General features: G+C 48.8%; 17 protein-coding genes. 11 read left to right on the forward strand and 6 right to left on the reverse strand.

What is annotated here, in order from left to right:
- Positions 1–66: 66 nt before the first annotated feature.
- The gene (uvrB, locus tag ACN0T0_RS00295) at positions 67–2,079 is read left to right on the forward strand and encodes an excinuclease ABC subunit UvrB (protein ID WP_417221911.1); all 2,013 of its coding nucleotides are present in this window, start codon (positions 67–69) and stop codon (positions 2,077–2,079) included.
- Between the two features lie 112 nt (positions 2,080–2,191).
- Here the strand turns inward: uvrB and ald are convergent, their stop codons facing one another.
- The 3 genes from ald to ACN0T0_RS00310 all read right to left on the reverse strand — a co-directional run bounded on the left by ald (position 2,192) and on the right by ACN0T0_RS00310 (position 5,033).
- A complete protein-coding gene (gene ald / locus ACN0T0_RS00300) occupies positions 2,192–3,307 on the reverse strand; it encodes an alanine dehydrogenase (RefSeq protein ID WP_417221912.1) in 1,116 nt (371 codons plus the stop codon).
- Positions 3,308–3,537: 230 nt separating this feature from the next.
- On the reverse strand, positions 3,538–4,482 hold the full coding sequence (locus tag ACN0T0_RS00305) for a sensor histidine kinase (RefSeq protein WP_417221914.1): 945 nt from the start codon (positions 4,480–4,482) through the stop codon (positions 3,538–3,540).
- 14 nt (positions 4,483–4,496) lie between these two features.
- Positions 4,497–5,033, reverse strand: a complete 537-nt coding sequence (locus ACN0T0_RS00310) for a heme NO-binding domain-containing protein (RefSeq protein WP_417221916.1) — start codon at positions 5,031–5,033, stop codon at positions 4,497–4,499.
- A gap of 243 nt (positions 5,034–5,276) precedes the next feature.
- Between ACN0T0_RS00310 and ACN0T0_RS00315 the strand changes: the two genes are divergently transcribed.
- The 5 genes from ACN0T0_RS00315 (at position 5,277) to ACN0T0_RS00335 (ending at position 11,806) form a co-directional block, all read left to right on the forward strand.
- Entirely contained in the window at positions 5,277–5,849 is a 573-nt protein-coding gene (locus tag ACN0T0_RS00315) for a response regulator (RefSeq protein ID WP_417221918.1), read from the forward strand.
- A 99-nt stretch (positions 5,850–5,948) separates the two neighbouring features.
- Positions 5,949–7,967, forward strand: a complete 2,019-nt coding sequence (locus tag ACN0T0_RS00320; protein ID WP_417221920.1) for an EAL domain-containing protein — start codon at positions 5,949–5,951, stop codon at positions 7,965–7,967.
- 93 nt (positions 7,968–8,060) lie between these two features.
- Positions 8,061–9,335: an HD domain-containing phosphohydrolase gene (locus ACN0T0_RS00325; protein WP_417221922.1), complete on the forward strand. Its 1,275-nt coding sequence runs from the start codon at positions 8,061–8,063 to the stop codon at positions 9,333–9,335.
- A gap of 37 nt (positions 9,336–9,372) precedes the next feature.
- Entirely contained in the window at positions 9,373–10,194 is an 822-nt protein-coding gene (locus ACN0T0_RS00330) for a phosphate/phosphite/phosphonate ABC transporter substrate-binding protein (protein WP_417221924.1), read from the forward strand.
- A gap of 16 nt (positions 10,195–10,210) precedes the next feature.
- Positions 10,211–11,806 (forward strand): sensor histidine kinase, encoded by a 1,596-nt coding sequence (locus ACN0T0_RS00335; RefSeq protein WP_417221925.1) that lies wholly within the window; start codon positions 10,211–10,213, stop codon positions 11,804–11,806.
- 124 nt (positions 11,807–11,930) lie between these two features.
- Here ACN0T0_RS00335 and ACN0T0_RS00340 read toward each other — a convergent pair whose 3' ends face one another.
- From ACN0T0_RS00340 to ACN0T0_RS00350, 3 genes are all read right to left on the reverse strand, one after another.
- Positions 11,931–12,455, reverse strand: coding sequence for a HugZ family protein (locus ACN0T0_RS00340; protein WP_417221926.1), 525 nt, complete (start codon positions 12,453–12,455; stop codon positions 11,931–11,933).
- An 8-nt stretch (positions 12,456–12,463) separates the two neighbouring features.
- On the reverse strand, positions 12,464–12,871 hold the full coding sequence (gene hutX / locus ACN0T0_RS00345) for a heme utilization cystosolic carrier protein HutX (protein ID WP_417221928.1): 408 nt from the start codon (positions 12,869–12,871) through the stop codon (positions 12,464–12,466).
- Between the two features lie 72 nt (positions 12,872–12,943).
- Positions 12,944–14,908, reverse strand: coding sequence for a TonB-dependent hemoglobin/transferrin/lactoferrin family receptor (locus ACN0T0_RS00350; protein ID WP_417221929.1), 1,965 nt, complete (start codon positions 14,906–14,908; stop codon positions 12,944–12,946).
- A 329-nt stretch (positions 14,909–15,237) separates the two neighbouring features.
- On the opposite strand from ACN0T0_RS00350, the gene ACN0T0_RS00355 reads away from it, so the two are divergent.
- From ACN0T0_RS00355 to ACN0T0_RS00375, 5 genes are read left to right on the forward strand one after another with little or no spacing between them, the layout of a single operon-like run.
- On the forward strand, positions 15,238–16,098 hold the full coding sequence (locus ACN0T0_RS00355) for an energy transducer TonB (RefSeq protein ID WP_417221930.1): 861 nt from the start codon (positions 15,238–15,240) through the stop codon (positions 16,096–16,098).
- Between the two features lie 28 nt (positions 16,099–16,126).
- On the forward strand, positions 16,127–16,693 hold the full coding sequence (locus ACN0T0_RS00360; RefSeq protein ID WP_417221932.1) for a MotA/TolQ/ExbB proton channel family protein: 567 nt from the start codon (positions 16,127–16,129) through the stop codon (positions 16,691–16,693).
- Positions 16,690–17,109, forward strand: coding sequence for an ExbD/TolR family protein (locus tag ACN0T0_RS00365; protein ID WP_417221933.1), 420 nt, complete (start codon positions 16,690–16,692; stop codon positions 17,107–17,109). The genes ACN0T0_RS00360 and ACN0T0_RS00365 overlap by 4 nt, the downstream gene beginning before the upstream one ends.
- On the forward strand, positions 17,106–18,008 hold the full coding sequence (locus ACN0T0_RS00370) for a heme/hemin ABC transporter substrate-binding protein (RefSeq protein WP_417221935.1): 903 nt from the start codon (positions 17,106–17,108) through the stop codon (positions 18,006–18,008). The genes ACN0T0_RS00365 and ACN0T0_RS00370 overlap by 4 nt, the downstream gene beginning before the upstream one ends.
- Complete coding sequence (locus ACN0T0_RS00375) at positions 18,008–19,030, forward strand: FecCD family ABC transporter permease (protein ID WP_417221937.1); 1,023 nt, start codon at positions 18,008–18,010, stop codon at positions 19,028–19,030. Before ACN0T0_RS00370 ends, ACN0T0_RS00375 begins: the two co-directional genes overlap by 1 nt.
- Positions 19,031–19,032: the final 2 nt, after the last annotated feature.

The raw sequence follows: 19,032 nt of genomic DNA on the forward strand, positions 1-19,032 counted from the left end.
AGAAAATTTTCCATAAGCGTATAATGTCCCGCTCAGTTTTTCCCGCTATCTATGAAGACAACCGATATGAAACAGCGCTTCCAGTTACAATCCAAGTTTCAGCCCGCCGGTGATCAGCCTGCTGCGATCAAAGGCTTAGTTGATGGGATTCATGCCGGTCTTGCCGCGCAGACGTTGCTGGGGGTCACCGGTTCCGGTAAGACTTTTACCATTGCCAATGTGATTGCCGAGCTGCAGCGCCCGACAATTATTATGGCGCACAACAAGACCTTGGCGGCGCAGCTGTATGGTGAATTTCGCGAGTTCTTCCCGAATAATGCGGTCGAGTATTTTGTCTCGTATTACGATTATTATCAGCCTGAGGCGTATGTGCCCTCATCGGACACCTTTATTGAGAAGGATGCCTCAATCAATGAGCATATCGAACAGATGCGTTTGTCGGCTACTAAAGCTTTATTAGAGCGGGATGACGCTATTATTGTCGCCACGGTTTCGGCGATCTATGGTTTGGGTGATCCGAAATCCTATTTAGGCATGATGTTGCATCTGGACCGAGGCGATCAGGCGGATCAGCGCACTATTTTGCGGCGCTTGGCTGAGCTGCAATACACCCGCAACGATATCGAGCTACACCGAGGTACCTATCGGGTGCGCGGCGATGTGATTGATGTCTTTCCGGCGGAGTCGGAAAAAGAAGCGGTCCGGATTGAACTGTTTGATGATGAAGTAGAAAACCTTAGCTATTTTGATCCTCTTACTGGCGCGGTGTTGCGTCGTGTGCCACGGGCGACCATCTATCCCAAATCCCACTATGTCACCCCAAGGGAAACCCTGTTAGCCGCGGTGGACAAAATACTTGCCGAATTGCATCCGCGTTTAGAGCAGCTGCGTGAAAACGATAAGTTGGTCGAGCTACAGCGTCTTGAGCAGCGGGTGATGTATGACGTGGAGATGATCAAAGAACTGGGGTATTGCTCGGGTATTGAAAACTATTCTCGTTATCTCTCAGGACGAGATCCCGGCGATGCACCGCCGACCCTGTTTGACTACCTACCCGATGATGCCCTATTGGTGATGGATGAGTCTCATGTCACCATTCCGCAGTTAGGTGCAATGTATAAGGGTGACCGTTCCCGTAAAGAAACCTTGGTGGAGTATGGCTTCCGGTTACCGTCGGCATTGGATAACCGGCCAATGAAGTTTGATGAATGGGAACGTCAGGCACCGCAGATGATTATGGTGTCGGCTACACCCAGTAAATATGAAGCGGCCAACGCCGGCCAGGTGGTTGAGCAGGTGGTGCGTCCCACCGGCTTGCTTGACCCTATCGTTGAGATTCGTCCAGCGCTGACTCAGGTCGATGACCTCTTGGGTGAGATCAATAAGGTGGCGGCTTTGGATCAGCGTATTGTGGTCACCGTGTTAACAAAGCGGATGGCTGAAGATCTCACTGAATATCTGGACGAACATGGGGTGCGGGTGCGTTATCTGCACTCGGATATCGATACGGTGGAACGGGTTGAGATTATCCGTGATCTCCGGATCGGTGAGTTTGATGTGTTGGTGGGGATTAACTTGCTGCGTGAAGGTATCGATATGCCTGAAGTGTCACTGGTGGCGATTCTGGATGCGGATAAAGAGGGCTTTCTGCGGTCTGAAACCTCAATGATTCAGACCATTGGTCGGGCGGCGCGAAATATCAATGGCCGGGCGATTCTCTATGCTGATCGGGTAACCGGTTCAATGCAGCGGGCGATGGATGAAACCGAGCGCCGTCGTAACAAACAGATTGCCTATAATAAAGAGCATGGTATTACCCCCGTAGGCATTCAAAAATCCGTAGCCGATATTATGGAAGGGGCTTCGGCGATTCCCGGCCGTAAAACGCAAACCGGTCGTAAAGCCGCCGAGCCGGTGGCAGAATATCAGATTGATCCTAAGAAACTGAGCACCAAAGAGTTGGCCAAGGCGATGGGTCGGTTGGAAGATCAGATGTATGAAGCGGCTAAAAATCTGGAGTTTGAAAAAGCGGCACAATACCGTGATCAGTTGGAGAAACTCAAGCATAGTGGATTGTGAGTCTATTCCTACGCTACTCATTCGGTGAGCGTGTTTGGGGTTTAGATCCGAGTTGAACACTGAGGTTAAATGAAGGCCGTCCAGATTGGGCGGCCTTTTTTTGTATCGCAGGTTAACGGATTGCGTCCGTCGGAGTTAGATAGTCATAATCGAGTGCTTGAGCAACGGCTTTGCAGGTGATTTTGCCACAGTGCACATTCAGCCCATTCATGAGATGGGGATCATCCTGCAGCGCCTGTTGATAACCCTTGTTAGCGAGTGCGAGGGCAAAGGGCAGGGTGGCGTTAGTCAGGGCAAAGGTTGAGGTGCGAGCGACACCCCCGGGCATATTGGCGACGCAATAATGGATCACGCCGTCGATTTCATAGGTCGGCTCCTCATGGGTAGTGGCATGGGATGTTTCAAAGCAACCGCCCTGATCAATCGCTACATCCACCAGAACTGAACCGTTCTTCATGGTTTTTAGCATCTCCCGAGTGACTAGTTTGGGGGCTGCTGCGCCGGGTATCAAGACTGCCCCAATCACCAGATCAGCATGGCTGACTTCAGCGTCGATGGTTTCAACGCTGGAATAGAGGGTTTTTAGCTGTGGGCCGTACTGCTCATCGAGGGTTTTTAAACGGGGGATCGATCGGTCGAGAATGGTCACGTCTGCTCCCAGTCCCATCGCCATGCGGGCGGCGTTAATACCGACAACGCCACCACCAATAACGGTGACTTTCGCGGGTGCTACACCGGGTACGCCACCGAGCAAAATACCCATGCCGCCCTGCGCTTTTTCTAACGCATGGGCGCCGGCTTGAATCGACATGCGCCCAGCCACTTCACTCATGGGGGCTAGCAGCGGCAGGCCGCCTTGTGAGTCGGTGACGGTTTCATAGGCGATGGCGATAGCATCGGAGGCTATCAGTAAGCGGGTTTGTTCTGGATCGGGTGCTAGGTGAAGATAGGTAAATAACAGTTGACCCGGCCGCAACATTTTACATTCGTCCGGTTGTGGCTCTTTTACCTTAATGATCATCTCGGCGCTTTTGAATATCTCAGCGGCGGTATCAACCAAGGTGGCTCCCGCTGCCGTATATTGTTCATTCAATAAACCGATAGCCGTGCCGCCATCACGCTGCACCACCACTTGATGACCGTGGCTGACGAGCTCGCGCACGCCGGCGGGTGTCATACCTATCCGATACTCGTTATTTTTAATCTCTTTGGGGATACCGATCAGCATACAGAACACTCCTCTTAGGGGATGTAACATCTTTATTATGATTATTTTTTATGTAGTTGCTTTTAACTTAGCACTGCTTTAAGAGATTTATATTCTGTAAATGACTCATTAGAAGAAATATAGCGGCAGTCATGACCGAAATACAGTAATAACCTAGGGTGAAATTTTAGCAATGGCTGCTACGGCGAGCCGTCAAATGTCACTACGGGTGTCATCTATTTAGCGATGGCTTAAGCTTCAACGGGGAGGTGAATTTCAAAACAGCTGCCTTGGCCCTCGGTGCTGGTCACATTAATACTGCCCTTGTGATCTTGAATAATGCCATAGGCGATGGATAAGCCCATACCGGTGCCTTGGCCGACCGGTTTAGTGGTAAAAAACGGATCGAAAATAGATTTTAAGACCGTTTCGGGTATACCACTGCCATTATCTTTTATGTGAATCACAATGCAATCGTCTTTAGTGTCCGTGGTGATATCTATCTGTGCATCCTGGGTTTCGGATAGTGCATGGCAGGCATTCATAATCAGGTTTAGAAAGACCTGGTTGAGCTCTCCGGGATTGCACTTAGTGGCAGGAATGTCGGCTAGCTGGCAATTAACCTTAATATTATTTTTCAGCTCGCTTTGCAGTATTTTCAGAGTGCTGTCGAGACCTTCATTAAGGTTGTACTGAGTGCGTTCCGTGTTGCCGCCATGGGAAAAGTTACGTAATCCTTGGACGATATCTCGTAGGCGAATTAGACCTTGATCGGTATCGCTGAGCAGTTCGGCGACATCTTCACAGATAAAGTCGAGATCCTGTTGCGTGATGAGTGTTTGTAATTGTATCGCCTGTTGCTCTGTCAGTTGTTGCTCGGTCAGCCAATTTCGGCCCAGTTGTAGCAATGCGTTATAGGCTTCGACATAGCGCTTTAGGCTGTCCATATTACTGAGCACAAAGGCCAGTGGGTTGTTGATCTCATGGGCAACGCCGGCTGCAAGGGTGCCTAAAGTTGCCAGTTTTTCGGTACGGATAAGCAGCGCTTGTTGATTTTTCAGCAGGGTATTTTGGTCTCGCAACTGCTGATTGGCAAGAAATAGGTTGCGGGTTTTTACCTCAAGTAGTTGTTCTGCTTCCAATCGGGCTTGCTTCTCGCGTTGATAAGCGGCTTTGTAAGCTTCGGCTTCACTCATGCTATGTCCTTCGATTACAAAAACTCGATGATTAAGTCGCAATGGTCTGCATGTTGATGCATACACACCGGATGAGTCATGCGAATCTCTGTGTTGTAGTGTTGCGCGGCTCCGCGGGTTAGACCTTCCGCGAGAATGCATAATTTTCGCGGCGAACGATATTGCATCACTAAGATGTTGTCGGCCGGTTGGCGATAACTAAAGGTTGGCAAACTTGGATTTTCATAAAGCTTATCCACCTCGACATGAATCACGTCATGTACGCTCAGCAGAAACCGTTTTAGGTCCGGTTGTTGCGCCGTAAATTCTGGATAGCGCTGATTCAATTGACGAAATAGATATTCGCCAAAGTGGCCAATGACCTTTGGGATCGATAGGGCAAGGCGAATAGAAATCTCTTGTACCAGTGCCATCAGTTCTTCATCGGGATAGCTGTGGCCGGCAGTATAAATACCTTTCAGCTGTAGCGACGCCAGAATGGCATTCCACGTCGGCATACCGGCTTCTTCAATGACCAGCTCTTCCAGAATATTAAAAATAACCCCTTTCATTTTAGCGACCTCTCGGTGGTGTGCCGGTTTAAATCATTTTGCTTTATAGAGCAGTAAGAAGCTATTGCTAGCGATATTGACTCAGTGAGCGCAGCGATGCGATAGGAATACTCATATTAATACCTAGACTAATGTACAAACAGCGCAAATGTCACAAATGTCGCTTTTGTATTAAAAGTATACTATGCTATAAATGTCATCAAGTTAAAAGGACCTAAATTGTAAGAGCATTGGTGTCAGAAAATGAAAACATTAAGTACTGGAGATATAGCCCAATGGTGCGATGTAAACCTACGCACCGTAATTCGTTGGATCGAGAAAGGCGATTTAAAAGGGTTTAAATTGCCGGGGCGTGGCAACAATCGGGTACTGGTTGAGGATTTTATTGCTTTTCTCGACCGTCATGGGATGCCGGTGCCAGAAGAGTTACAGAGCTTTGTTAATAGTCGTGTATTGATTGTCGATGATGAAGAGGCCATTACTCGGGCTATCCGGCGGGCGTTAAGACCGGCGGGTTTTGAAACGCTTATTGCACATGATGGTTTTCAAGCAGGGAGCTTATTGATGCAGGAGAAGCCGGCATTGATGACCTTGGATTTGAGTATGCCAGGGCTTGATGGTTTTGCGGTGCTTGAGTTTGTCCGACAACAGCCAAATTTGAGTGGACTTAAAATTTTAGTGGTCTCAGCACTCGACCAGCACAACCTCGATCGAGCGCTGCAGTTAGGGGCCGATCAAGTACTGAGCAAACCCTTTACTGAGAAAGAGCTATTGGATGCTGTTGAAGGGCTGTTGGGCTCAGTAACACAAACGTGAAACACAATTGATTATAGCGAAGCTGCACATAATGTTTCATATGTGGATGTCTGTCGACGCTATTCAGGTAAATACGATACCTGAGCATTAGGGGGAAACATGAAAAGAAGAATCCTGCTCGTCGACGATGAATCCGCTATTCTCAATGCGTTAACACGGCTGTTAATCCGTAACGGTTATGAGGTATTAACGGCAAATAATGGTGTCGAAGCTTTAGCGTTGATGGAGACAGCGTCGATCTCAGTGGTTCTCTCCGATTATAAAATGCCGACGATGAGTGGCACACAATTATTAACCATCATTCATCAACAGTACCCCGAAACCGTTGGTTTAATTATGAGTGGCTACGCCGATTTCAACGCCGTTGTTGAAGCGTTGAACAGCGGGGCGGTGTATCGCTTCGTGGAGAAACCTTGGCAGGATCAGCAGTTACTGATGGTTCTTGATGGAGCCTTTGCGGCGCTACGTGCGCGGCAGCGCAAAGCCAGTTATCAACGTTTGTTAATCGAAAGTGAAGAAGCGCTATTTGAAATTGATGCCCATGGTGCTATCCATCTGATTAATCCCGCTGCAGTGGTTCTGTGTGACGCTGAACAGGAATCCGTTGTGGGTCGGCGGATCGATCTGGTGTGCCCTTTATTGGGGTATCAACAGCTAATGGATCTTTGTACCGAACAACAAGAGGTGCTGGAGCTTGCCGACATCGAGAATAGCCGGTCATTACGCTTGGTGGTTAAGCCGGTAGCGACAGATCGCTGGGTGATCTCGGCACAATACCGCGCCACTACTGCTTTAGGGGTGAGTGAGCTATTAACCCGTGAACAGCTTATGAGTTATCTGCAGCATCAGTTGGCGGAGACCGATAATCCAATCACGGTGATCTATCTGGATGTGAACGGTTTTAAACGCTTTAACGACAGTTTAGGGTTTAAGGATGCCGACTGTTTGCTGGCGCAGATTGCCGCCATGTTGTTAGAAGATAAGCCCGCCGACAGCCAGTGGGGGCGCATGAGCGGTGACGAGTTTGCCATGGTTCTGAATGGTCATTATTCAGCGGAGCAAATCGAGGCTTTAGCGACTCAATTGCTAGTACCCTTTGAAGGCGTGATTGCCTTTAATGATCAGGAGATCCATGTGTCGTTTCGGGTGGGCTATGCATCCTCTCCCGAGGATGGTGATAGCGCCATTGAGTTAATTCGTAATGCGCAAGCATCGGCGAACCACTGTAAAAGAGGAGGCCGGCTTCGCGCGCAACGATATCAGGTGGATAAAAATGGGCCTGATGTTGATTCGATCGGCTTACACAGTGACCTTTATCGGGCATTAGAGCGCAAAGAGCTGTTTGTTGTTTACCAACCCAAAGTGTCATTGATATCCGGATGTGTGGAGGGGGCTGAAGCCCTACTGCGTTGGCAGCATGGCACTCAGGGGTTAATCTCGCCAACACAGTTTATTCCCATCGCCGAAGAAACCGGTTTAATCGAACCGATTGGTGAGTGGGTTATGGCCACGGCGAGTTCGCAAGGGCGCATCTGGCAGGCTGAAGGTTTACCGCCGTTTGTCATGTCGATCAACCTATCTGGCCGACAGTTCCAGGATGTATCGTTGATTTCTCAGGTTGAAAACATTCTCAAGCAGTCAGGTTTAGCTCCAGATCAGATCGAGCTAGAAATCACAGAAACTTTTTTGATGCAGGATATCGGCCACAGTATAGGATTGTTACAAGAACTCAAGAAGCTGGGGGTTCGGCTGGCGATTGATGATTTTGGCATCGGCTACTCGTCACTAAAATATTTGCATCGTATCCCATTCGACACTCTGAAAATTGATCGCTCCTTTGTGAGCGGTCTCGGGACACAAAAAGAGAGTCTCGAACTGATTAAACATATTATCGTGATGTCCCGTGACCTCGGAAAGAAAGTGGTGGCTGAAGGGGTTGAATCTGAGTTGCAGATGGAACTGCTTCGAGGGCTAGGATGTGACGAAATTCAAGGTTTCTTTTATAGCCCGGCGGTCTCTGCTGAGCGGTTTCGCGAATTATTAGAGTGTCAGCCACTGGTCGGCGTTGAATACCGTGCGGATGCATCCAAGCGCGCTGCTGCGGGGCTACGATTATGAGATGGCGATGGGATAGGTAACTTAGGCGAGTCATCATCAACGGGTCACGCGGCTGTTAAGGTGTGACATAAAGGAGCCCGAGGAGGGATAAGCATGGACTGTTCAGAATTTACAATACTGCTGGTGGACGATGAAGCAGCAGTGCTCAGCTCGCTCAAACGGCTGATGCGACCGTTAAAGTGTACGCTGTACACGGCTGAATCGGCGGCGTTGGGGATTGAGGTGCTGGAACAGCACCCGATTGATTTAGTGATCAGTGATATGCGCATGCCGGAAACCAGTGGCGATCAGTTTTTGGCCGACGTCGCTGAGCGGTGGCCCGCTACCGAGCGGGTGGTAATGACCGGTTATGCCGATACGCAGGCGGCGATCGATGCGATTAATAATGGCCGTATTAGCCGTTTTATGTCCAAGCCTTGGGATGATGCTGATGTTATCAACGTGGTTCAAAAAAGCTTTGAGCTGACTAACCTGCGGCGGATGAACGAACGTTTAGTGCGTGACAATGCGGATAAGCAGGCGCGGCTTGAACAACTTAATCAGTCATTAGAAAAAACCATTGAACAGCGTACTCTGCAGTTACAGAAAAATCATGAACAACTGATCAATAGCTATCGCTCGACCGTGAGAATGTTTTCCGCCTTGATTGCACGCCGTTTAGGACAGAATGCAGAGCAGGGGGTGTCGCTGAATAAGCTGTTTTTAGCCGTGGTCAATCAAGCCCAGATAGACAGGAAAGACCTCAAGCAGCTGTATTATGCCTGGCAGTTGCGAAACCTCGGTAAGCTGAGTTTTGATGATGAGCTGTTAAAGCCGGCCTATACCGACATGACACCGATACAGCAACGGCGCTTTCATCAGCACCCGCTGTTAGCCCATGCATCGATCAGCCTTGTGAGACCTCTTTATGGTGCCGGGGAAATTATTCGTCAGCATAAAGAGTATTTAGATGGCAGTGGTTATCCCAATGGTTTAAGTGAAGATGATATTACCCCGGCCGCTCAGTTGTTATGTGTTGTTAATGATTTTGTTGAGCTGACTAATGGGCGCTATCAGGCGCAAGCGATGAGTACTGCGGCGGCGCTGGATTATATGCGAGGTTATGCCCATGAGCGCTATAACGCTGAAGATGTTGAACGGCTTAATGTGGCGCTGGAAACGCTGAGCCAAGAGGGGGAAGCCCTACATGATCGGGTTATTCGTAGCTCTGACATGGCGGTGGGTATGACGCTGAGTCGGGATCTACTTTCGGCTCAGGGCGTGCTGTTGTTGAGTGCTGGTCAGGTGTTAGATGATTTAACCATACAGCGGGTTATTGATATGGAAATAAACCTAGCTGAAATTCTAAAAATTTATATCGACCAATAAAGGCAGAAACACACCTTTAGGGTATCGGGAGAGCGTAATGCGATTTTCAACATTGATGGCGATATGTGTTTTTTGTACAACTAGCGTGAGCGCAGCGGCTGAAACCTTGAGTTTTGGTATTGTCCCTCAGCAATCAGCACAAAAACTGGCCCATTTGTGGACACCTATAACCGATTACTTAAGTGCCAAAACAGGTTATCAGATTCGCTTTACCACCGCGAAAGATATCCCCACCTTTGAGCGACGCCTCCATGCAGGTTTATACGATATCGCCTACATGAACCCTTACCATTTTACGGTGTTTAATCAGAAGCCCGGTTATCGGGCGATAGCACGGCAGAAAGATAAGCGGATTAAAGGCATTGTGGTGGTGCGTAAAGATAGCTTGATTAACAGCCTTATGGATTTAAACGGTACAAAAATGGCGTTTCCATCACCCGCTGCTTTTGCGGCCAGTGTGATCCCCCAGAGCCGACTAAAGCAGGACCATATTGAGTTTTCACCCAGCTATGTATCATCCCATGATTCGGTCTACCTCGGGGTGGCGCGGGGTTTTTTTCAAGCCGGCGGCGGGGTACTGCGTACTTTTAATAACACCACCCCTGCTATCCGGGAACAGCTGAGAATACTTTGGACCAGTGAGGGGTATACACCCCATGCGGTTGCCGTCGCGCCGAGTATCAGCACCAAGCAGCAACAGCGTATTCGCGAGGCTTTGTTGGGTATGGTGGATGATCCGCAGGGGATTAAATTGCTAAACAGCATTCGTTTTAATGAATTTACGGCTGCAGAAAATGCCGATTGGGATGATGTTCGCTCACTCAATATTACCTTGCTAGACCATCTACTGGCTGACTAAGCCGAGGCTAACTGATATGTCTATCCGCTTAAAAACCATTATTGGCGTGGCATTGATTGAAGGGGTTTTATTGTTGGTTTTGCTGCTGACCATTATGGAATTTATCCGTGAATCCAGCTATGAGGCTCTGAATAAACGGGCGACGACCACCGCGACTTTATTCGCCACCACGACGAAAGATGCGGTGCTGTCGTTTGACCTTGCTTCGTTGGAGTCGTTTGTCCACGTAGTGATGCAAAACCCTGATCTGATTTATGCCCGTGTTTTAGCTGCTGATGGCACTTTGTTTGCGCAGGCCGGTGATACATCGCACCAGTTAAACGACCTGTTTGTTATCGATCATGGCGCCGGAGAGATTGCTGATGGTGTCTTTGATGCCACCGCGCAGATTGTCGAAGGTGGGCATGTGTATGGCACGGTTGAGTTGGGTATTGGTATCGGCTCGATTAATGAATCCATTGATCAAGTTTATACCTGGGGCTTGGTATTAGCGTCCGGTGAAATGCTGCTGGTGGCACTGTTCTCGTTTTTACTCGGTGGGTATTTGACCGGCCAGTTACAAAAATTAAGAGAAGCTGCCACAGCTGTCGCCCAAGGTGTTTTTGATATTGAAGTGCCGGTGAGTGGGCGTGATGAGGTTGCGGTGGTGGGACGATCGTTTAACCTGATGGCCAGCAATCTTAAAAAAGCCAGTGAATCAGAGCAATGCTATAAAGCGGAATTACAGGCCTTGAACCAGTCGTTGGAGCAACGGGTTGCCAAACGGACAGAGCAGCTACAAGCGCAAAATAGGCAATTAGAAGAGACGCTGGAAACCCTCAAGAGCACCCAGCAAAAATTGATTCAGGCGGAAAAAATGGCGGGCTTAGGCACCATGGCTGCAGGCGTCGCTCATGAAATAAACAACCCGGTGAGCTATATAAAAAGCAATCTTGGTTCGTTACAACGATATACAGATGACCTGCTGCGCTATGCTGAATCCATTGAACTACTGATTGAATCCGAGGATGGATACACAACGCCACTTAGGCTCGCCGCGCTGAAAGAGGAGCAAGATATCGCTTATCTTATTGAGGACTTGCCCATGCTGTTGAATGAATCTCTCGAAGGCATTACCCGCGTTGAAGAGATCGTAGCGGGTTTAAAAAGCTTTTCACGGTTAGACAGTGATGAGGTAAAACCGGCGGATATTAATCAAGGGATTTCCAGCACGCTTAAGCTGGTGAGTAATCAGTTGAAATATCATTGCAGCGTTCATGAAGACTATGGCGAGCTGCCCCTCGTTAACTGTAATTTGGCGCAGATAAATCAAGTGGTGATGAATTTGCTGGTCAACGCATCCCACGCAATTGAGGGGCAGGGGGATATCTATATTAAAACCCGCTGTGTTGAGGAGCAGGTGCAGATTGAGATACGTGATACAGGCTGTGGTATGCCGGCCGAGGTCGTTAGTCAGCTGTTTGATCCGTTCTTTACTACTAAAAGTGTTGATCAAGGTACGGGGCTAGGGTTGTCCATTAGTCACGGTATTGTGCAGAAGCATGGCGGTGATATTCAGGTGGTGAGTGAGCTAGGACAGGGCAGCTGTTTTACTGTGATTCTGCCCCTTTGATGGGCGTCATGAATGCTGGCTAGTCCTCATGGGTAGTGACTTGATGATGGGATTGGACGGTGCTGATAGAGTCGCCCTAAAGCGAGCCACTGTTGGCTTGCTTTAGGGGCGTTAGAGCGTCGATTTATGCCGCTGTTCTTTTGACGTGGCCACCGGTGATATGTTGCACTTCATGGCCGGTTAGCCCATTGCCTGCCAGAGTGTAGGCTCTGCCAAAACCTTTGACATAACGGCCACCGGTTGGTTTCAGTTTAAACAGCTTAAAGTCGGACAGTTGGCTTAACTTATCGATTCTGTCGCCATGCCGATCGGCTAGCGCATTAATGCCTCGTGCCCATTGCTCATCGGCATAATCGAGCCATTCAGCGTCTATCGAATAGTTGACGCGCACCCGAGCAAATAACTCTTTTGAACTGTCTTCATCTTGAATGATCATCACTGCCGCCTTCGGATTGGTTCGTAGGTTGCTGGCATGTACCGCCATTTCGCTGAGCAAGACATACAGGCAGTCATCCCCAATGGCGAAGGGTGAATATGACGCATACGGTTGGTTATCGTCGCCAATGGTTGCCAGCTGTAAACTTTGGCGGCTGTTGATAAAGGTTAAAACCTCGGCTTGTACACGGGCTTGTAGTGATTCTTTGCTCATGGGGTTTCCTAATCTTTGTTTAAATTAAGCTGTTGTTTAATCGCTTTAAAGCGAGTGACTTGCTCGGCGATCAGTTCGCCATCTGCCTGTCGTCCTAAAAAAACTTTGAAGATATTGTGGTTGTCTTTGTCTTGAAAATTAAAGGCGTAACTGGTTCGGCTTCGATGGGGTTTATCTTGGAAATCAATATGATCGATGGCGCTTAGGTTGATGTGCCCATGCAGGCCCGGCACCGGACCGGTCAGGTTGTAGTAACCATGGCCATTACTGCCTTCGGGAAAGCAGCCTTTAAACTCAAATACACAACCGCCATGCAAAATAATGGTGGTGGTATGCCCCCAGTTGGCGAGTTCTCGAAGCAGCGCTTCGGCCTTATCCCCAGGAAGGCACTCTCTGATGCTGTTTTCAGTTTTCATTAATGACATTGCTCCAACAGACATTAACAAGGCTACTTGAAGGGTAGGTAGCCCGTTAATGCGGTGTAATTATTAGAACTTATAGGTGGCGGCTAGAGACACTTCTCGTCCGGCTTCATAGAGCTCAGCCCATGCCCGGCGGTAGTATTCATCAGTCACATTGTTGACCGTTAGGTTGAGTGTTAAGTGCTTAATCGCTGCAGGCTCCCATGCCGCATATAGATCGGTGAGGGTGTAATCATCGTAGCTATCACCGGTAGATAAGGTCTGTTCTTCTGCATGTAGCAGACGGATACCGGCTTTAAACTGTTGATTAAAGAAGGCGCGGTTTAGATCTGCAGTCCAAGTATCGGCGGGGATATTATTGAGCGGATCGCCAGTTGATTCATCTTTGCCTCGGGTCTGACCATAACCAAGGGCTAAGTTCAGGTTGTCTTGGCTATAGTGGGCGCTGATTTCAAAGCCATAGAGTTTGGCATCATCGACGTTTTCCCAATAGGTATTACCCGGGAAAGGCGAGAAGGAAACGGTTTGTTCTATAAAGTTATCGACATGGTTTTCAAATAATGCTGTGGTGATCGACCATGCGGGGCTAACGTTCCATTTAGCAATTAACTCGGTGTTTTCTGCTTTTTCTGCGTCTAAATCAGGATTGGGCAGAAAGGTGTTACACATTCCCGGTCCCATGCAGAAGTGGGTGCCGGTACTGTAGAGTTCTTCCGCCGTTGGGGCTCTAAAGGCTCGGTCATGGCGCAGGGTCAGTTGTAAATTGTCAGTGGTTTGCCAGATTAGCGCAGCAGAAGGCGATAAAGCACTGTCCGAACGACTTTCATCTAAATTTTTCGCATTGACAGCGAAGTCATCATAACGAGCTCCCAGTTCTACCGACCAAGTGGATGATAGGGGGATATTCGCTTGGGTAAACGCGCCCCACATATCAATATCGGCTTTAGGTGGTGTGGGGCGGTCAGTTCCGCCACGCTCAGTCGAAAAAGTACTATGAGAACCATCAACCCCATAGAGCAGCGTGATCTTGTCAAGCTGTGACAGGTTATTGATGTTTAGGCCGTAAGTGGTTTTCTCTGTGCTGTCTGCACGATCATCACTGACTCGGGTTTCATCAATGCCCACCTTGTCCCAATAGGCCATGATCTGTGCATTAACCAGTGGAGACTGGGTGTTAATTTTATAGTCGATAGAGGCGCCATCATTGACTTGATCTTTGTCTAACAGAAAAACACTGCTGCCATTGACTTGAGAGGTGCCATTCGAGGGGACTCCTCCTTCAGCGGCTGCGTGGCGAAGGTTAAAGGCAACCGATTGGTCTTCATCGATCTGCCAGTCGAGCTTTGCTAAAGCACCTTGATCCTGAGATGCTGAGTTTTCCAGCGCATCCCCATTACCCATTTCAATATCATCAGAATCACGATAGTAACCACTCAACAGCCAATCAACGGTCTCGGTACGGCCAGCGATCACCGCCGTGGTGGTGCTCTGGTTGTTATTAAAATTAAAGCCGTTTTTAATTAGCCCTCCGAAATCATCCCCCGGCGCTAAAATATCCGCCGCATCAATGGTGGATTGCGCCACAACACCACCCAAAGCACCTGAACCCCAGAGGTTACTCGCAGGCCCTTTAATTACTTCCACTGATTTCAGTAGTACAGGATCTAAAAAGTAGCTTGGGCGGTGGCCAGATTCAAAATCTTGGCGTACGCCATCGACCGTTTGTAATACCTGATTACCACCGAGGCCGCGAATGTTGACGCTTTGATAACCTGGACGGGAACCACCTTCAATTAGAATATTGGGTTCATTGGCTAATACTTCAGCGACCGATTGCGGCTGAATAGAGTCGATACTCTCTTTATCAATAACGATGACTTGGCGTGAAACGTCGTCAGCGTCTTGCTCCATCCGTGTTGCATTAACAACGACTTTGCCCACATTAAAGACCGGGTTTTCAGCTGTTGATGCTGCGACCGCTGGCATCGCAATGATACTGCTAATCAGCACCGCTAAAGGATTAGGTTTCATGAATCATCCTGTTGAGTTGATGTGAATTGAGTTAATAAAAAAACCAGCGATTTAATCGAAAGATTCAGGTGAAAAGGTCATACCAAGCCTTGTTATTGCTGCTAACGGAGAACCCTTGTACGGACTTAATCCCGTGTTTTTTCATCGTTCGCTGATCGAGATTGACAGCATGGTACTCGACGTGAAAACGAATGTAAATGATAACGATTTGTATTTACATCTATGCGGGAAGTGTTCTAAGATGATTATGCTTTGCTGCTCGAAGGACTGATTTTGAAAGGCAAATTTAGAATTTTATTAGGCAAACGCTAGGGCGAAGGTTTGAATTGATGGCTCAGTTCGTTATAAAAAAAGGCTTACTCAGTTGGCGTATATTATTTCTTGGGGGGCTGTTTTTATTACAAAACTGGGCGGTAGCGGCACTCGGTAAACCTCATGTTATGGCGGGGCATACCGCTGAGAGCAGTAACCTAGCCGTGGCGATTTCATTTGCCACATCGCTGAAGGTTAACAGCACTCCGGCAAAGACGGTGATTGATGGTAGTACCGAGACGCTTGAGTCCGTTCAGAAACCTACTGCGAAAGTGGTTCCAGCGAAGACATCGCAGCGCTCTGTGTCCGAATCGGCAGCAGCATTCACCCAGCCCGAGGCGAAGGTTGTAGCGTCAACGAAGGCAACGCTGGCGGTCACTAAAGCTTCTCCACCATCCGCAAAGGCAGCACAAGCTAAACCGGTCGAGCTATCGTCTAAGCAGCCTGTTGTCTTAGCTGTTAGCGGTGAGCCTCGGCCCAAAACCGCGCCGGTGAATAACCGACCCGCAGTGTCATCGGCGGATTCAAATACCGAAGCCAATCCTAATTTCAATCTCAGCCCCACAGAACATAACGCAGGGCAAGCCGGTAACCATGAAACGATTATTACCGAACCGGTTTTTGCTGCACAGCCTAAGCCTCCACGTTATCCCACGGTTGCCCGCAAACGGGGCCAAGAAGGCACTGTTTGGCTTGATATTTGGCTGGATGAGAAAGGTCAAAAATCGAAGTTGGAAGTAACCCAGAGCTCTGGCTTAGCTCTGTTAGATGCCTCTGCGTTAAAAGCGGTTTCTGGTTGGCAATTTAAACCCTATGAAGAAAACGGCATTCGCACTGCTTCACGGGTACGTATTCCGGTTATTTTTTCACTTAATTGATCTTTGTTGAAGGTTATAAACGGACATTATGAATATCTTTATCTTATCCCTGCAGTATCTCGGGCCGTTAGGTGTGCCCTTGTTAATCTGTTTTGTGCTGACGCTGTTGATTCTACTCGAACGGGTTGCGGTGCTCTGTTATCACAGTATCAAGCGTAGTTTACCTTCTGCGGGCATGTTACTGCTTGATCAACACGCTGATCAGCCACGCAGCATGCGGTCAGAAATCGCGGCGATCTGGTTACAGAGTCGTCAACGGACACTCAATCATGGTGTTCGTTTGTTACATATTATTGCTTTAATTGCGCCATTGCTGGGATTGTTGGGGACGGTGATCGGCTTGATTCAAGTGTTTGATTCCTTAGGTGGGCATCAAGGTCCGATCGACCCTTCAATGATGGCCGAGGGGTTGGGTATCGCGATGAAAACCACGGCGGCAGGTTTAATTATCGCCATACCGGCAGTGTTGGGTGCGCATGGCTTTCAGCTATGGGTGGATAAACTGATTAGCATGACCGAACAGGGTTTGAATGTCGCCAACCTTCGCCTTGAAGGCGTCAAGATGACGGGCGATGGTCGCGGTGGATTGAAATGATCCGCGTGCAACATAAAACGCAGCTTCACAGTAGCTTAGAACTCACATCGCTGATCGATATCATTTTTATTGTGGTGGTGTTTTTGCTGCTCACCACCAATGCGCGGCTGCTTTCCTTGCCGGTGGATATACCCAGTAGTGATAGCGAGATCAGCCAACAAGAAACGACAACCAAGCCCATCGTCGTGAGTTTATTCAATGAATCGCCAGCTTATGCCATCGGTGAGGAACGTTTCGATACCTGGCCAGAGTTTAAGGCGTCGTTGCTGCTCAATATCGCCGCAGCCCCAACACCGGAGTTATCGATAGCGGCCGCCCGCGATGTGGAGGTTGAGCCGTTATTAAAACTTCTGGCGCTGCTGAATGAGCAGCAGGTAACCAATACCCACATTTTAATGGAAGATGCACAGCCATGAGTTCAGTACTGTTTCGATCGTTTAGACGTAAGCCTTTAAAACTGGCCGCTATTATCTGTATGCAATTGATGTTGTTAATGGCCGTCCCCTTATCGGTTTATGCCGAGCAGCCGGTGCGGGTGATTAGTACGGATGCTGGCGTGACCGAATTGATGTTCGCCCTCGGGCTCGATAAACAGTTGGTAGCCGTCGATGTCACCAGTCAATTACCGCCTGATTATCCCAAGCTAGCTAATATTGGCTATCACCGTACCTTATCTGCTGAAGGTTTATTGAGTTTGAATCCAACGGTTGTCATCGGTAGTGAACATACGGGCCCAGAGAATGTGTTGATGGCACTCAAGCAGGCCAACGTTAAATTTGTGCCATTGAAGAGTGCTAACACGGGCCAGCAGTTAGAGGACAATATTCTGCAATTGTCGACGGCATTGAATCAAGTAGATAAGGGGCAGGCCTTACTCGTCAGCGTTAACGATAAATTGGCGAAGATCGAGCAGCAACATTTAGCCGGGGAGCGGGTCGCTTTTCTGCTGGCGATGGATGAAACCAAGTTGCGTTTGGCGGGAAGAGGCACCAGTGGTGATGCGTTTATTCACCTAATGAAAGCCGAGAATGTCGCTGGATTTGATAACTATCGAAATATATCCGTTGAGTCTTTGTTAGAGATGCAGCCGACCATCATTATTGTCGCGGGGCGTACCGCTGACATGGCGGTGCCTAACCTACTTGCGGCTAATGCCGTATTGGCGCATACCCCCGCCGGAAAACAGCAGCGTATTGTGGCCGTTGATGGCGCCTCCTTGGTGGTTGGCTTGAGTGTATCAGCGATCGATGAAGCGATCCGCTTAACGCAGCAGTTATCCACTACCCGCACGCTTGCTGTACAGGGTGATCATTGATGCCGCGGTCTGTCCCACTTTACGCTTTCGCATTGACGGGGCTGTTGCTGGTTTGTGGATTATTATCGCTGGTGGTCGGTGCTATGAGTCTGCCGGTACTTGATAGCTTACTCATTGTTGTCGACAAAGCTTTTGATGCAAATTTCAGCCAGTTACACGATTATCAAGAAGTGGTGGTGTTAGAACTGCGACTACCGCGTTTGTTATTGGCTATTTTTGTGGGCGCTATCTTGGCGCAGTGCGGCGCCGTTGTGCAGGGTTTATTCCGTAACCCCTTGGCCGATCCAGGCATCATCGGAGTATCGTCTGGGGCGGCGGTGGGAGCGATTGTTGCCATTGTTTTATTTCCGTCTGCTTGGGGCAGCTGGACGATACCGGTGAGTGCTTTTTTAGGGGGCTTACTCACAACGCTGCTTGTCTATGGTTTTGCGCAATCAAAAAATGGCACCTCGGTATTGGTATTACTATTAGCCGGTGTGGCGATATCGGCGTTTGCTGGGGCGGCCATTGGTTTTTTAAGTTACTTCGCTGATGACAGCAGTTTACGGGAATTGAGCGTTTGGCAGATGGGGTCATTAACCTCTGCGAGTAGCGCAAATTTATGGTTGGCCTTCACCACGATGGTGGTCTTAATGATCGCATTTCAGCGTCGTGCACAAGCCTTAAATGCTGTATTGCTGGGTGAGTCGGAAGCGCGTCATCTCGGCATCAATGTCGAACAACTCAAGCTGCAAATGATTATTCTGACTGCCGTAGGTGTCGGTGTGGCGGTGTCGTGTGCCGGCATTATTGGTTTTATCGGTTTGGTTGTTCCCCACTTAGTCCGTTTGGCTACCGGATCAAATCATCACTATCTACTGCCGCTGTCTGCATTACTAGGAGCAGTACTGTTGATGTGTTCCGATCTCTTGGCACGTGTGGTTGTACAACCTGCCGAGTTGCCCGTGGGGTTAGTTACGGTATTACTTGGCGCGCCGTTCTTTTTGGTTTTATTAGTTCAGCAGCGAAAAAATTGGAGTTGAGC

It is taken from the genome of Amphritea sp. (assembly GCF_048266285.1).
In the GTDB taxonomy this organism is placed as follows: Bacteria; Pseudomonadota; Gammaproteobacteria; order Pseudomonadales; family Balneatricaceae; genus Amphritea.